General features: G+C 61.2%; 10 protein-coding genes. 3 read left to right on the plus strand and 7 right to left on the minus strand.

What is annotated here, in order from left to right:
* Positions 1-32: 32 nt before the first annotated feature.
* From ACQZ5G_RS06795 to ACQZ5G_RS06805, 3 genes are all read right to left on the minus strand, one after another.
* Positions 33-833: a MipA/OmpV family protein gene (locus ACQZ5G_RS06795; RefSeq protein WP_448737347.1), complete on the minus strand. Its 801-nt coding sequence runs from the start codon at positions 831-833 to the stop codon at positions 33-35.
* 284 nt (positions 834-1,117) lie between these two features.
* Positions 1,118-2,374, minus strand: a complete 1,257-nt coding sequence (locus tag ACQZ5G_RS06800) for a class I SAM-dependent methyltransferase (protein ID WP_448737346.1) — start codon at positions 2,372-2,374, stop codon at positions 1,118-1,120.
* Positions 2,375-2,542: 168 nt separating this feature from the next.
* On the minus strand, positions 2,543-4,861 hold the full coding sequence (locus ACQZ5G_RS06805; protein ID WP_448737345.1) for a Tex family protein: 2,319 nt from the start codon (positions 4,859-4,861) through the stop codon (positions 2,543-2,545).
* A gap of 213 nt (positions 4,862-5,074) precedes the next feature.
* Between ACQZ5G_RS06805 and purD the strand changes: the two genes are divergently transcribed.
* From purD to ACQZ5G_RS06820, 3 genes are all read left to right on the plus strand, one after another.
* Positions 5,075-6,346, plus strand: coding sequence for a phosphoribosylamine--glycine ligase (gene purD, locus ACQZ5G_RS06810; protein WP_448737344.1), 1,272 nt, complete (start codon positions 5,075-5,077; stop codon positions 6,344-6,346).
* 158 nt (positions 6,347-6,504) lie between these two features.
* Positions 6,505-7,014 carry a plant virulence effector HPE1-like domain-containing protein gene (locus tag ACQZ5G_RS06815; protein ID WP_448737343.1) on the plus strand — a complete coding sequence of 170 codons (510 nt, stop codon included), beginning with the start codon at positions 6,505-6,507 and terminating at the stop codon, positions 7,012-7,014.
* 324 nt (positions 7,015-7,338) lie between these two features.
* A complete protein-coding gene (locus tag ACQZ5G_RS06820) occupies positions 7,339-9,162 on the plus strand; it encodes a methyl-accepting chemotaxis protein (RefSeq protein ID WP_448737342.1) in 1,824 nt (607 codons plus the stop codon).
* Between the two features lie 223 nt (positions 9,163-9,385).
* Here ACQZ5G_RS06820 and ACQZ5G_RS06825 read toward each other — a convergent pair whose 3' ends face one another.
* From ACQZ5G_RS06825 to ACQZ5G_RS06840, 4 genes are all read right to left on the minus strand, one after another.
* A complete protein-coding gene (locus ACQZ5G_RS06825) occupies positions 9,386-9,871 on the minus strand; it encodes a DUF523 domain-containing protein (RefSeq protein WP_448737341.1) in 486 nt (161 codons plus the stop codon).
* Between the two features lie 242 nt (positions 9,872-10,113).
* Positions 10,114-12,462, minus strand: coding sequence for a glycine--tRNA ligase subunit beta (gene glyS / locus ACQZ5G_RS06830; protein WP_448737340.1), 2,349 nt, complete (start codon positions 12,460-12,462; stop codon positions 10,114-10,116).
* A 100-nt stretch (positions 12,463-12,562) separates the two neighbouring features.
* Positions 12,563-14,500 (minus strand): DUF2207 domain-containing protein, encoded by a 1,938-nt coding sequence (locus tag ACQZ5G_RS06835; protein WP_448737600.1) that lies wholly within the window; start codon positions 14,498-14,500, stop codon positions 12,563-12,565.
* Positions 14,501-14,522: 22 nt separating this feature from the next.
* Positions 14,523-15,800, minus strand: a complete 1,278-nt coding sequence (locus ACQZ5G_RS06840) for a 3-phosphoshikimate 1-carboxyvinyltransferase (RefSeq protein ID WP_448737339.1) — start codon at positions 15,798-15,800, stop codon at positions 14,523-14,525.
* Positions 15,801-15,826 lie beyond the last annotated feature (26 nt).

Consider the following 15,826-nt stretch of genomic DNA (forward strand, 5'->3'; position numbering starts at 1 on the left):
GGGGCTTTGCAGGACGATATCTCGGCTATTTATCAGGGCAGCGAGAAATTGAACTTGTAGCTCGCCTGAACGCCGATCATGAACTGGTTCTTCGAGCCGCGCTCGCGCACCAGCGAACTGTCGGCGGCGTCGCCGGTCAGGCGGCGATATTCCGCAAACGACCCGACTTCGGCGTTTTCGGTGACTTTCCATGTGATGGCGGCGCCGATGCCGGCGGAATGCAGGCCGCCGTCGGGGCTATAGGGCGATGGCGCGCCGGCAGCCGTCTGCGCGGCACTTACGCCGTAATAACGCTCATTGTATTTGCTGCTCACCCATGTCGCACGCGGACCGGCGGAAATCTGAATGCCGGGGGCGATATCGGTGAAGGCATCGACGGCAACATCTCCGACCACGCCGCTATGGCTGCGAATGCCCTGACGGACTTCGCCGCGAACGCGCAGCCAGTCGGTCGGATAGGCCTCGGCGAAACCGCCAAGCTCGCCGCCGCGCTTGATGCGGGTCATGCCCTTCAGATCGGACGAGTCGCCCTCGTCACGCGGGGACACCAGCTTTCCGGCAAGACCCATACTGATCGGGCCGTTGTCCAGAAGCGAAATCGAGGCGCTGTCGTTGCGCGAGGTGAAACGCGCGCCCTGGCCCTGGCGGCCGAGCGAAATGATGGGCGAGAAGCCGAATTCATTCTTGTTGTCGCCCTGATATTTCGGCGCGGTGAAACCCGCACCGCCGAGCTTCAGATACCAGTCGCCGGAAAACCAGCCTTCCGCATGGGCATTGCCCACGGCAAAAAGCGACAGAACACAGGCGGCGGCGGCCGCTGATGGCTTGAACATGAAAGCACCCCAGAAACGCAATACAGACAGGTGCCCGTAGAATTAGAGGGATTGTCTTTCCATTCCATTAACCAGCGCGGCATGAAATTCGCCTCCTGCGGAGGGTGGCGACAAGGCCTCAAAACCCCACCTCCGTCATGCTCGGGCCTGTCCCGAGCATCTGCAACCGACGGACTTTACGCAACGTGGATAGATCCTCGGGACGAGCCCGAGGATGACGCCGAGATTGCGGAGACGTTTGTCAACAATCACCACAATTCGGTCAGCCCTCACCTACGCCGTGGTCAGAACGTCACTTTCTCCAGTGGCGCGCGCGTCTTCTCGAATTCCAGCAGCTTCGCTTCGTTCTGCGCAATGTAGTCGCGACTATGCGGCACGGAATCCCGGTCTTTGGCGAGCTGGATCTGGAAAATATGGAAGTTTTCGTGGGTGAAGGCCATTTCCGAGCCCGCCAGATAAAACTCCCACATGCGGAAGAAGCGTTCGTCATAAAGCGCTACCGCTTCGGCCCTGCGCGCCACGAAACGCTCGCGCCAGTGGCGAAGCGTATGGGCGTAATGCATGGGCAGGATTTCAATATCCTTCACCAGCAGCCGCGATTTTTCGATGGCCGGCAGCACCTCGGCAAGCGAGGGAATATAACCGCCGGGGAAAATATATTTTTCGATGAAGGGATTGGTCGCCAGCGCCGGATAGGGCTGGCCGATGGAATGCAGCACCATCACGCCCTTGTCGTCCAGCACCTCCGCCACCTTGTCGAAATAATCGCGATAATGGGTCGGCCCGACATGTTCGAACATGCCGACGGAGACGATGCGATCGTATTTTTTCGAAGCCGGCAGGTAGCGGTAGTCCTGCAATTCGAAACGGACATTTGCCGCAAGGCCGCGTTTGGCGGCGCGGTCGCGGGAAACGCGCAGCTGTTCTTCGCTGAGCGTGATACCGGTCACATCCGCACCGGCGCTTTCGGCAATATACATCGCCATGCCGCCCCAGCCGGAGCCGATTTCCAGCACGCTCTGGCCCGGCTCGGTCATCAGCTTGGCGGCAATGTGCCGTTTTTTGGCAACCTGCGCCTCGTAGAGACTGATGCCCGGCGGATTGAAATAGGCGCAGGAATATTGCCAGTCCTCGTCGAGGAAGAGATCGAACAGCTTGGCGCTCAGATCGTAATGATGGGCGACGTTGCTCTTGTTGTGGTTGACCGGCAGATGCATCTTGATGCGGGCGGCGATGATGCGCGCCATGCCGCGCCAGATCATGCCGAAGGATAGCGCCTCGCTCAACGTATTGCCTTTGACCAGCGCCAGAAAATCGTAGATGTCGCCTTCCGCGACCTTCGCCCGGCCTTCCATATACATTTCAGCCAGCTTCAGCGCCGGATCGGCGGCGATCTCCTGCATGGCGGCTTCGTCGGTGAAGTTCAGAACCACCTTTTTTCCCGCGCCGTCGCCGAATGTGCGGCTGCCGCCCGGGCTGTTGACGGTGAGATCACCGGTCTTGATTATCTTTTCGAGAAGAACATGCAGAGACGACGCCATGGCACCCCCAATTGCTAAGTCTCACTTATCAATTTCGCTGACCGTATTCCTTTCGGCACAAGTTTCAAGATAGTCTTATTTCAAAAAAATTGAACGATTTCATCAAGCAAAAAGCCCCGCCGGGGTGTGCGGCGAGGCTTTTTGGTAAAAAATCATTTCAACCGCAGGTCAGCGTCGCTTCATGGCTTCAGCCAGAGCGGCGGCAAGCGCACCACCGGTTTGCGACCCCTCGTTGCGCTCTTTCGGCTTGGATGTCGCGTGCCGCATGGCGCTGGCATTGCCCTTCTCGCGCATCGGCTGCGGCGCAGCCTCGCCGCCATCCTTGCGCATGGTGAGACCGATGCGCTTGCGCTTCACATCCACTTCCACGACTCGCACCTTGACGACATCGCCCGCCTTGACGACCTCATGCGGGTCCTTCACGAAACGGTCGGCGAGTTGCGAGACATGCACCAACCCGTCCTGATGCACGCCGATATCCACGAAAGCGCCGAAGGCGGCGACATTGGTGACGGTGCCTTCCAGAAGCATGCCCGGTTTCAGATCGGTGATCTCGTCCACACCCTCGGCAAAGGTCGCGGTCTTGAAGCTCGGGCGCGGGTCGCGGCCGGGCTTTTCCAGTTCGGCGATGATGTCTTTCACGGTCGGCAGGCCGAATTGCTCGTCGATGAACGTCTTCGGATCGAGCGCCTTCAACGCGGCGCTGTCGCCCATCAGCGAGCGCAGATCGCGACCGCAGGCGGCGACGATCTTTTTCGCCACGCCATAGGCTTCCGGGTGCACCGAGGAAGCATCCAGCGGTTCCTTGCCGTTCGGGATGCGCAGGAAGCCGGCGCATTGCTCGAAGGTGCGCTGGCCAAGGCGCGGCACCTTCAGCAGTTCCCTGCGGCTGGCGAAGGGGCCGGTCTGGTCGCGATGGGCGACGATGGCATCGGCAATCGAGCTGCCAAGGCCGGACACCCGCGCCAGAAGCGGTGAAGAAGCGGTATTGAGATCGACACCGACGGCGTTCACCGCATCTTCCACCACGGCATCGAGCGAACGGCTGAGGCGGCCCTGATCGACGTCATGCTGGTACTGGCCGACGCCGATGGATTTCGGCTCGATCTTCACCAGTTCAGCCAGCGGATCCTGAAGGCGGCGGGCGATGGAGACGGCGCCGCGCAGCGAAACATCGAGATTGGGGAATTCGGCGGCTGCCCGTTCCGAAGCGGAATAGACCGAAGCACCCGCCTCCGAGACGATGACCTTGGTGGGCTTTGCACCCGAAGCGGGCATCTGCGCCAGAAGATCGGCGACCAGCTTTTCCGTCTCGCGGCTGCCGGTGCCATTGCCGATGGCGATCAGTTCGACATTGTGCTTGCGGATGAGGACGGCAAGTTCCGCCTGCGTGCCGCGCACATCGTTCTTCGGCGGGAAGGGATAGACCGTCGTGGTATCAAGCAATTTGCCGGTGCCATCCACCACAGCCACCTTGACGCCGGTGCGGATGCCCGGATCGAGACCCATGGTGGCGCGGGAGCCGGCCGGTGCTGCCAGCAGCAGATCCTTGAGATTGCGGGCGAAAACATGGATCGCCTCTTCTTCGGCACGCTCGCGCAATTCGCGCATCAGATCGAGCGAGAGCGACATGGAAAGCTTTACCCGCCACGTCCAGCCAGCCACTTCCATCAGCCATTGGTCGGCGGGGCCGGCATTGCGGATATCGAAGGCGGCGGCGATGGTGCGCTGTGCGGGTTTCACCGGTGAGGGATCGTCCGCATCGACATCGATTGTCAGCGTCAGCACTTCCTCGTTCCAGCCGCGCAGCATGGCCAGCGCCCGGTGGCCCGGCACCGTCGCCCAGCGCTCGAAATGATCGAAATAGTCGGAGAATTTCTCACCCGTCGCCTGCTTGCCATCCACCACCTTCGCACGGAAGGTGGCGTTCTGGCGCATGTAATCGCGCAGGCGGCCGAGCAGATCGGCATTTTCCGTCATGGTTTCCGCCACGATGTCGCGCGCGCCCTCAAGTGCCGCCTTCACATCGGCCACCTCGCCCTGAACATAAGCTTCGGCCAGCTTCGCCGGATCGGCGGCGCGGTTATCCCAGATGGCTTCTGCCAGCGGGCCGAGACCGCGTTCGCGGGCGATTTCGGCACGGGTGCGGCGCTTCGGCTTGTAGGGCAGGTAGAGGTCTTCCAGCTCCGCCTTGGTGCCTGCCTGCGTGATCTTGACCATCAGCTCATCGGTCATCTTGCCCTGACCGGTGATGGACTCCACGATGGAGGCGCGGCGCGCATTGAGTTCGCGCAGATAGACAAGACGTTCCGAAAGCGTGCGAAGCTGGGTGTCGTCCAGCCCTCCCGTCACTTCCTTGCGGTAACGGGCGATAAAGGGAACGGTCGCACCCTCGTCCAGCAGCGCCACCGCCGCCTTTACCTGATCGGGGCGGGCGTTGATTTCGGTGGCGATGAGCGAGGCGAGGCGGGCATTGTCTGCGGTCATAGGGGACTCTTGGGGGTTCTCTGCTTTCACGTCTGGAGCGGCGAACATAATGTCTGATTGTGGCGTGACAACAAGAGGCGGCAACGATTCCACAGGAAAGGCGGCCTTCAAGGGAAAGACGGGCATTTGCGGCGCTTTCTCCTTGACCTTTCGCCCCCCTGCCCTTAACGCCCCTGACACAAGGTTACTGGCGAATTTGCAGGGATATTGACCATGAAAGTTCTGTTGATCGGTTCCGGCGGACGCGAACATGCGCTGGCGTGGAAAATCGCCCAGTCTCCCCTGCTCGATGAGCTTTATGCCGCCCCCGGCAATCCCGGCATTGCCGATCACGCGACGCTGGTGGCGCTGAACGTGGAAGACCATGCGGCCATCATCGCCTTTGCGAAAGAAAAGGCAATCGACTTCGTCGTCGTCGGCCCGGAAGCGCCGCTGGTTGCGGGTCTTGCGGATGATTTGCGTGCCGCCGGCATCGCCACTTTCGGCCCCTCGAAAGCCGCCGCCCAGCTGGAGGGTTCCAAGGGTTTCACCAAGGATCTCTGCGCGCGCTACGATATTCCGACCGGCGCTTACCAGCGTTTCAGGACCGCTGAACCGGCCAAGGACTATGTTCGTCAACAGGGCGCGCCGATCGTCATCAAGGCCGACGGGCTTGCCGCCGGCAAGGGCGTGACCGTGGCCATGACGGAAGCCGAAGCGCTTGCCGCCATCGACGACTGTTTCGACGGTGCTTTCGGCGCAGCCGGCGCCGAAGTGGTGGTGGAGGCCTTCCTCGATGGCGAGGAAGCCAGCTTCTTCTGCCTTTCGGATGGCAAGACCGCACTGGCGCTCGCCACCGCACAGGATCACAAGCGCGTCGGCGATGGCGATACCGGCCCGAATACCGGCGGCATGGGTGCCTATTCCCCTGCCCCTGTGATGACACCGGCCATGGTGGAGCGCACCATGAAGGAGATCATCGAGCCGACGATTTCGGGCATGGCCAAGGATGGCAATCCCTTCTCCGGCGTGTTCTTCGCCGGGTTGATGATTACCGCCAAAGGCCCTGAACTCATCGAATATAACGTGCGTTTCGGCGATCCCGAATGCCAGGTGCTGATGATGCGCCTGAAAAGCGATCTGCTGCCGATCCTCTATGCCACCGCCACCGGCACGCTGGACAAGGTCGAGGCGGAATGGCGCGACGACGCGGCGCTGACCGTCGTTCTCGCCTCCAAGGGTTATCCCGCCGCTTACGACAAGAACACGCCGATCGCCCATATTCCCGAGGCCAGCGAAGAGGCGAAGGTGTTCCATGCCGGAACCGCGCTGAAGGACGGCGGGCTGGTGGCGACGGGCGGACGCGTGCTGAACGTCACCGCCCTTGGAAAGACCGTCACGGAAGCGCAGGCACGCGCCTATGCGCTGGCCGACAAGGTGGAGTGGGAAAACGGCTTCTGCCGCCGCGATATCGGCTGGCAGGCCGTCGCCCGCGAAAAGGCCTGATCCTTAAGGCAAACGGGATTGGACGCGAATATTTCGTTCAATTTTTACCAAGTTTGCTGACCCGATGGAAACGAAACATCGGTAATACTTGCCGGAACATTGAATGGCGCACTGTGTCTCGATCACGAGGCCGCGCCGTCATTTCGGGGGTTTTTTCGATGCGTCGTCTTTTTCTGACAGCGATTGTCGCGCTGACCGGCGGGTCGGCGATGGCGTCTTCCATCGAATATATAAACGGCGTGCATGTGGCCAATGGCAGCTTCATTCGTCGCGATTGCGCAGGCTGCAAGCCCATGAAGGGCAAAGCCGTGGCGCAGGGTTATGCCGTTCCCTCCATTGAGCCGGGCACGCAGCACACGGAAATGCGCGAAGTCGACGGCAAGCGCACCCTGCTGCGCACCGAAGCCTGGCTTGGCGGCGCGCCCGTCACCTTCGTCAGCACCAATCCCGCATGGATGGCAGAAACCTCCAGCACCGCCATCGCGACCTATGACGACGCAGAACCCGTGGCACATCCCGCTGAGACGGTTTCGACACCGGCCGCCATCGACGTGACGACGACCACGGCAGCCGTCAAGGAAATTTCCACCGAAAACGCAGCCGAACCCGCCAGCGCCTCGGTGATCGGTGCCCCCCAGTTCCCGGATTTCAAATTGCGCGGCAATTGACCGCCGATGACGCATTTCATGACGAAGGTCAAATAATCGCGTCATCGCTGCGTTCCCGAAATGGGCCGCAACCATGCAGGGAATATTGCTTTCATCCCCGCTTATTCTGCCTGTCGGACCTGATAAAGCTTTCGCTAATTAAATATTTATTCAAATTTTTAGCCGCTAAGTGCGTCTATAGTGCGATGCAGCACAGGATGAGGCCACGGCGCGGACACGCGCTTTTTGGCCCTTTTATCGCGCATCATGCGCCTCTCCCTTCTCCGAAACATCGGTACCGCGCGGCGTTTTCAGGCGCGCGATCCCAAACGCTTGTGAGCGCCCATGAAGAACCTTTCCATTTCCCGTCAGTTGATCGTTCTCGTGGTGGCCCTGATGGCCGCCTTCGCCGTGGCGACGTTTTATCAGCTGAAATCCGCCACCGATGCAATCTATGAGGAACGCTACGGCATGCTGCGGACGCAGGTGCAATCGGCGATCTCCATCCTGCAATCCTTCCACGACAAGGAAAAGGCCGGAACGCTTTCGCGCGACGAGGCCATGAAACAGGCTTACGCCACCGTCAGCGCCATGCGCTTCACGCCGGACGGCTATCTGTTCGGTTACGATTACGATGTGACGATGAAGTTCCATCCCGATGCCAAGCGCGTCGGCGAAAGCTTCAAGGGCAAGCCGGACAGCAAGGGTTTCGCCTATCGCGACGAGTTGGTGCGGCTTGGCCGCAATGGCGGCGGCCAGACGGATTTTTATGGTCCGAAGCCCGGCATGGAAGGCAATGACTACGCCAAGAGCTCCTATGCGCTTGCTTTCGAGCCGTGGCAGGTGGTGGTCGTGACCGGCGTTTATATCGACGATCTGAACGCGCAGGTGCGCGGCGAGGTGATGAAGGCGCTGTCCATCGGTGCCGCCATCTTCGTACTGGCGCTTGCCGCCGCCTTCTACGTCATCCGTGGCATTTCGAAGCCGCTTGGCGATATTCACCGTGCGCTCGGTGAAGTGGCCAATGAAAACGTCTCGCTCGCCATTCCCCATACCGGCCTCACCAACGAGGTGGGCATGATGGCGAAGGCCACCGCCTCGCTTCAGGACAAGGTGCGCGAGCGCCATGCCATGCAGCGCCGCGAGGAAGAACAGCAGCGGCAGCTCAATGCGGAGCGCCAGAACAATCTCGACATGCAGCGCGACGAGGCGGAATTGCAGGCGCGCGTCGTCACCACCATCGGCGAGGCGCTGGAAAAGCTGGCGGGCGGCGATCTGACCGTGCGCTGCGGCGATCTCGGCAATCGTTATGCGGCGCTGCGCGACAATTTCAACGAGGCCCTGATCCATCTCGACGCCGCCATGGCCAAGGTGAATTCCAAGAGCATCGACATCGGCGGCTCCAAGGAAGAAATCCGCAAGGCCTCCAACGAGCTTTCGCAGCGCACCGAACGGCAGGCTGCCAATCTGGAAGAAACCTCGGCCGCTCTCGATGAATTGACGGTTGCGGTGCGCCAGACGGCGGAAGGGGCGGCCGACGCCGCCAAGCGCGTCACCACCGTCAGCTCCGAAGCCATCCGCAGCGACCGGGTGGTGGAAGAAGCGATTACCGCGATGAGCGGTATCGAGCAATCTTCCGACCAGATTTCCAACATCATCGGCGTGATCGACGACATCGCCTTCCAGACCAACCTTCTGGCGCTGAATGCCGGTGTGGAAGCGGCACGTGCCGGTGAGGCCGGCAAGGGCTTTGCCGTGGTGGCGCAGGAAGTGCGCGAACTCGCACAGAAATCCGCGGCCGCCGCCAAGGAGATCAAGGACCAGATCGCCCGCTCTTCCGCCCAGGTGGAAAACGGCGTGCGCCTTGTCGGCGAGGCCGGTGATGCGCTGAAACGCATCTCGGACCAGATCAAATCCGCAAACGAGATCGTCAGCAAGATCGCCCATTCGGCCGCCGAACAGGATACGACGCTGCGCTCGATCTCCTCGTCGCTCAACCAGCTCGATGTCGCCACCCAGCACAATGCGGCGATGGCGGAAGAAACCACCGCTTCGGCGGAAGCGTTGGCCGTCGACACCGAGGAACTGCTGAACCTCATCCGCGGCTTCCGCGTCTCTTCCGGCCACCAGCTTCATGGCATGGCAGAAGAGATGCGCATGGCGGGGTGACCACGAACGGTCTCTGCTATTGAAACAAAAATGCCGGGCACAGACCCGGCATTTTTATGTGCTCTCCAAAAAGGTTCCCTACATATTCGGCGTCGTCCTCGGGCTCGACCCGAGGACCCATGGCCAGATTGCATTGTGGATCCTCGTCTCAAGGGCGAGGATGACGGCAGGGAGTATTTGCCACCTCGGGAAGCAGGCGATGCCGTATTTGCAGCGCCTGATTTCAGCGGGTCAGCGCATCCAGCCGGTCGATATCGGCAGGTGAAAATACGGCGATACCGGCTTTTTCAAGCAGCGCCGCCGTAACCCCATTGCCCGCGTGTTTGACGCCAGAAAACGAACCGTCATAGATCGCAACCGACCCACAGGACGGGCTACCGTCGATCAGAAGCGCGTATGTGCAGCCATTGGCCCTGGCGAAGGCCAGCGCCCTTTCCGCGCCGGCGATAAATTGCGCCGTGACATCGCCACCGGTCACTTCCAGCACGCGGGCGCGGCCCTCCAGCACATCGACACCGGAGGCACCCTTCTCGATTTCCGCCGGCGGGCGTGGCACGGGCATGCCGCCCGCCATTTCCGGACAGATCGTCACCAGCCTGCCCTCCTGCCGCCAGCGGTCTATCGCCGGATGGGCGAAGGGTTTGCCTCTGCCGTCATAGCGGACAGGCTGGCCGAGGAGGCAGGCGCTGATGAGGATTTTGGGGGCCATGTCGATCAATCTAAAACGATCCCGGCAAGCCTGGAAGCCGAAAATACCCCCCTCTGCCCTGCCGGGCATCTCCCCCTCAAGGGGGGAGATCGGCAAGAGGAAGGCTCCCCGCAAAAATTCGCAAGATTAGAGGTGATCGAGAGGCTGCCGCGATTCGATCTCCCCCCTTGAGGGGGAGATGTCCGGCAGGACAGAGGGGGGTGAACCGCGCACACTGACATGTACGGCTACCCCAACGCCCCTCACCCCGTAATCTTCGAGAAATCCGCAACCGTTCCGGTCGCTTCGCGAATAGCCTTCAGCAGCGCCAGACGGTTGGCACGGATGGCCGCATCCTCGTCATTGACGAGCACATCCTCGAAGAACTTATCGACAGGAGCACGAAGTGTGGAGAGCGCCTGCATGGCGGAGCGGAAATCCTCGCCCGCAACGGCCTTCGCAGCATCGGCAGATGCGGTCTTGATCGCCGCATAAAGCGCCTTTTCGGCATCGAGCTTCAGCAGCTCTTCCGAGACGCCATCGGCCACCACGGTACCCTTCTTTTCCTCTGCCACCAGAAGCTGGGTGGCGCGCTTGGCGCCTGCCAGAAGGTTGCGGCCATCCTCGCCGGTGATGAAGGCGGTGAGCGCCTCAACACGGCGGGCGATCATCAGCAGATCGTCGGATTCCGGCGTCAAAACGGCGTCGATCAGATCGTAACGCGCGCCGAGGTCGCGCAGATAGACTTTCAGGCGGTCGTGGAAGAAGGAGAGAAGATCGGCTCTGTCGAGATCAAATGATATTTTGTTTCCACTTAGGGGGGCCACCGTCTCGGCGAGCTGACTCTCAAGTACTTCAAAAGTAGCGGATAACGCAGAGTTTAAATCAATCTCGCTCTTAAGTGCCTTTCGCAAGTCATCATCAGGTGCGAAGGTTAGGTAAGTTTCTTTTATCTGTTTAAAGAGAGCCGATTGCGAATCTCTAAGGATTTCCAACACTGACAGGCGCACATTCCGCTCCAGCAGAATACGGACAATACCCAACGCCGCGCGACGCAATGCGAAGGGGTCCTTCGAACCGGTCGGCTTCTCGTCGATGGCCCAGAAACCAACGAGTGTATCGAGCTTGTCGGCCAGAGCGACCGTGATTGCCACCTTGTCGGCCGGCAGGCGGTCCGAGGGACCCTGCGGCTTGTAGTGGTCTTCGATGGCGGCGGCCACACTTTCGTTTTCGCCCTGCAGCGTCGCATATTTGCGGCCCATCAGGCCCTGAAGCTCGGGGAATTCGCCGACGGCTTCGGTGCGAAGGTCGGCTTTCGCAAGCACCACGGCGCGGTCCACCAGATCGGCATCGGCGCCGACAACCGGGGCCAGCGCCTTCGCCAGTTCGCGAATACGGGCCACACGCTCACCCTGCGTGCCGAGCTTGGCATGGAAGGTAACGTTCAGCGCATCGAGCTTGGCCATCCGCTGGTCGAGCGGCTTCTTGAGATCGAGGCCGAATTTCGCAGCCGAATCTTTCAGCGTTTCCAGATCGGGCAGATCGCCCTGGTCGCGGTTCCAGAAATGGCGGGCATCCGACAGGCGGGCGCGAACGACCTTGCCATTGCCGTGGATGATTTCCTTGCCGCCATCACTCGCCTCGATGTTCGAGATCAGGATGAAGCGGTTGGAAAGACCTTCTTCCGCACCCTGATTGCGGGTGACGAAACATTTCTGGTTGGTCTTGATGGTGAGGCGAATGATTTCCGCCGGGATCTGCAGGTAATCTTCCTCGAAGGTGCCCATCAGCACCTGCGGCCATTCGACGAGGCCGGAGACTTCTTCCAGCAGGCCTTCATCTTCCACCAGTTCCAGACCGTTGGCGAAAGCCAGATCCTTGGCGTCGTGCAGGATGATATCCTTGCGGCGTTCGGCATCGAGAATGACCTTCGCCTTCTCGAGGCTCGAGACATAATCCTCGAAACGGCGCACGGTGATCGGGCCGGGCGCATGGAAACGATGGCCATAGGTGACGTTGCCGGCGACGATGCCGTCAATCACGAAAGGAATGACCTGGGTTTCGTCATGTTCGGGGCCGAACAGGCAGACGATGGATTGCAGCGGCCGCACCCAGCGCAGGCTTTCCGAGCCCTTGCCTTCGATGCCGGCATAGCTCGATCCCTTCGGCATGGAGGCCGGGCCGGAACGCATGGATTTCGGCCAGGGGAAGGAACGGATGATGCCGGGCATCACTTCCGCGATGATCTCTTCCGCCGGGCGGCCGGGCTTGTTGATGATGGCGATGTAGAAATCGCCCTTCTTCGGGTCGGAAACGACCTGAGCCTCGGAAATATCGTTGAGGCCGGCGCCGCGCAGAAAGCCCTCGATGGCCTTTTCATTGGCGTCGGTGCGCGGACCCTTCTTTTCTTCACGCACATCGGCGGAGCGGGCGTTGAGGCCGCGAATATCCAGCGTCAGGCGGCGCGGCGTCCAATATTCGCGCGCACCCTCATAGGTCAGCCCTCTCTCCACCAAGGCATCGGTGACGAGTTTCTTCAGATCGCCCGCCGCCTTGCGCTGCATGCGGGCAGGGATTTCCTCGGAGCGGAGTTCAAGCAGAAGATCGGGCATGGGATCAGGACTTTATCTGTTGTCGGACGTTTGCGGTCGGCTTAGCAAGCAACGCGGCAAAAGTCACCAAGGCATTCGGTTAAATTACCGCCGGCGGGCGTTACCAGCCGCCGCCGCCACCACCACCGCCGCCGGAGCCGGAAAAACCGCCGCCGCCACCGCCCGAAAAGCTGGAGCCGGATGAGCTGACAGGCTGGGGAATGGTGGAAGCGATGGTATTGGCCATGGAGGTGGAAAAGCCGCCGATTCTGTCGCCGAAACTGCCGTAATTGCTGCCCGCATACCAGCCGGGCGCGTAACTTGCTGCTGCGGCACCGGCAGCGGCCGTTGCGAGCCAGGCCTCGAAGGTGCGGCTCCAAGGTTTTTCGACGCCGAGCGCCACGGCATAGGGCAGCAATGTCTCGAAATGCTGCGGCGACATGGCGGGCGCATCAGCCATGTTCATCCGGTCTTTTTCCGCCAGCGTCAGATAGGTTCGGAGGCCTTCGATGCCATCCATCAGCTTGCGGCCGAGCGGCGTCGGCGCGCCCATCAGGAACAGGAACAGCGCGTTGGTCAGCACGATGCCGCCGATGGCCGCCAGCGCCAGCGACTTGGTGTCATGCGTCACATCCAGCAGGATTTGCGTGGCGATGCCGCCGATGGCTGAAAAGGCCACGAAACCGGCAAAGGCCAGCATGACGATGCCGCCGATCCGCTTGCGTAGCGGCGCGCCGCGCGAAAACTGGCGGCCGATACCGATCGACAGGATGCTGAAGAAGAAGGCGAAAAAGCCGAAGACCAGCACGGCGGCAATGGCGCTTTCATCCAGATCGCCGAAGATCAACGTCGCGACGATGAGGGCGATGCTGAGGAAGATGCCGAAGACGGTGTAACCGGCATTGCTGCGGTAATATTTGCCGCGATGCTCTTTCTCTATCGCCGCGCGGAACTGTTTTCCGACCTTTTCGACTTCCGCACCATGGGCCTTGTCGATGGTCAAAGTCTCGCCCGGACTGCCGATGGAGGCAAGCAGCGTCTTCTGGCCGGTCGGCAGATCGGTGGCGGTTGCCTTTTCCGTACGGCGAATGACGATTGCGTTCTTCAGGTCTTCCAGAACGACATAACCCTTCACCGCAAGATCAAGGGCCGAGGCAGAGAGCGCCGTCCAGCCGGCACCGGAAAAACCGCGATTATCGACATAGTTGACCAGAGCCGGCGAGAGCCCCTCCGGCGCATCCCAGCGCGGCACGACCACGCCCTTCGCCGGATCGCGGCCGACGGCAAACCAGGCGCGCAGGTAATAGAGCAGCACGGCGAAAAGCCCGCCGCCCGAAAGCAGGATGGCGAGATTATCCCGCAACCACCAGCCCGCCTCCTGCGAAGTGTCAGGTGCGGCAATCGCGCCCTTGGGGAGCTTGACGGCGACCGTCATGCCCTCGCCAACCGTAAACGGGCGGGTGGAGGCGAAGAATACCTCGTTGCCTTCGTTCAGAATGCGCGCATCCTTGCCCTTCGCGCCAAGCGGACCGGTGAAGACGGCGATGTCGGTGGCCCTGACGCCCTGCGGCAGCGTGATGGTCGCGGAAATCTCGCCCATGGGGAATTGCCAGCCATTGCCGGTGACGTTCCAAGTCAGCTCGTCATAATCGCTGAAATAACGGATCTGCCGGGCGGTGGTGTAGGTGATCTGGAAGATATGTTCGCCGGTCGGCAGAAAGCGATCGGCGCTGCCGGTATAGATGCGGATGCCGCCATCGATCGTTTCGGTGCGCCAGTTCTCGGGCGCGCCGTCGCGCTCCACCGAAACGACGTTGAAATCCACCTTGGTGCGGCGGTTATTCGCATCCAGCGCATAAAGCGGGAAATCGCGGAAGATGCCGCGTTTGATGTTCTGGCCTTCGGCGCGGGCGGTGATGGTCTCCGTCACCGTCAGCTTTCCGTCTTGCGCAACCTCGATGACGGAATGATACGAACGGATGAACTCTTCCGCGAAAGCCGGGAAGGCCGCGCCCAGGAAGACGAACAGCGCGAGAAGTCTTGCGACAATGGTCTTCACGGGCGGCCCCTCCTCGATGGCTTCAATGCTGCGGATCGGCAGCGCTTTCCTTTTCCGTGTACGCGACGCCAAGCGAGCCAAGCTCCTTCCAGTAGTTCGGATAGGTCTTGCCCACGCAGGCAGGGTTCTGGATGGCAATGCCGCCGATCTTCAGCGCCGCCAGCGCAAAGCTCATGGCGATGCGGTGGTCGGCGAAGGTATCGATGGAGGCCTTGACAGTCTGGCCCGCGAGTGCCGGATCAGAATGCACGATCAGGTCGTCGCCTTCCTCATGCGCCAGACCATCGCGGATTTCGTTGAGGCCGAGCGAAACGGCGCGGATACGGTCGCATTCCTTGACACGCAGATTGGCGATGCCGACGAAACGCACCGGCGTCTCGTTGAAGGCGGCGAGAACCGCGATGGTGGGAATGGCATCCTGCATCTGCGAGCCGTCGATTTCGGCGGGCAGATGCGGAAACTGCGCCATGACCTCGTAGGCCTTGGCATCCGGCTGGGTGAACTTGTCGGCCGGCGTGCCGATATCGATTGCGCCGCCGGTCAGAAGCTCCGCGCCCCAGAGATAGGTGGCGGCGGAGGCATCCGGCTCAATGTGGAAATCGGTTGCCGTATAACCCGTCGGATGCACGCGCCAGATGGCGTTGCTGACCCGCTCCACTTTCGCGCCGAAGGCTTCCATGGCCGATGTGGTGAGATCGATATAGCCCTTCGCGCCGATTTCCTCGCCCTTGAGGATGATATCGACGGGCTTGTCGCCGCAGGCGGCGGCCATCAACAGTGCGGACACATATTGGCTCGACAGATTGGCATCGATGGTGACGCTGCCCTTCGGGAAACCCGTACCCTTGCCACAGACGGTGACGGGCGGGCAGCCGGTCGGCGCATCCGCTTCAACGCCGAGGGAGCGCAGGGCTTCCACCAGCGGCATGATCGGGCGTTTGCGCATATGCTCGTCGCCATCGATGATGACGGCGCCATCCACAAGGGCGGCAGCGGCGGTGAGAAACCGCGTGGCTGTGCCGGCATTGCCGAGGAAAAGCGGCTTTTCCGGCTGATGCAACACACCTGAACTCTCCACCACGAAGGTGGTGGCGTCAGGCTCGGTTACCTTGACACCCATCTCACGCAGGGCCTCGGCCATATAAAGCGTATCGTCGCTCTTCAACGCGCCGGTGAGACGGCTTTTGCCCTTGGCGAGGCCGGCCAGCAGAAGTGCACGGTTGGTAATGGATTTGGAACCGGGCGGCTCCACCTTGCCGGAAAGCGGGTGGCCGGGCGGGGTGATGGTCAGTTCGATCATGATCGTCGTCTTGTCAAAGAATGCGG

The organism is Agrobacterium sp. 22-214-1, assembly GCF_053522465.1.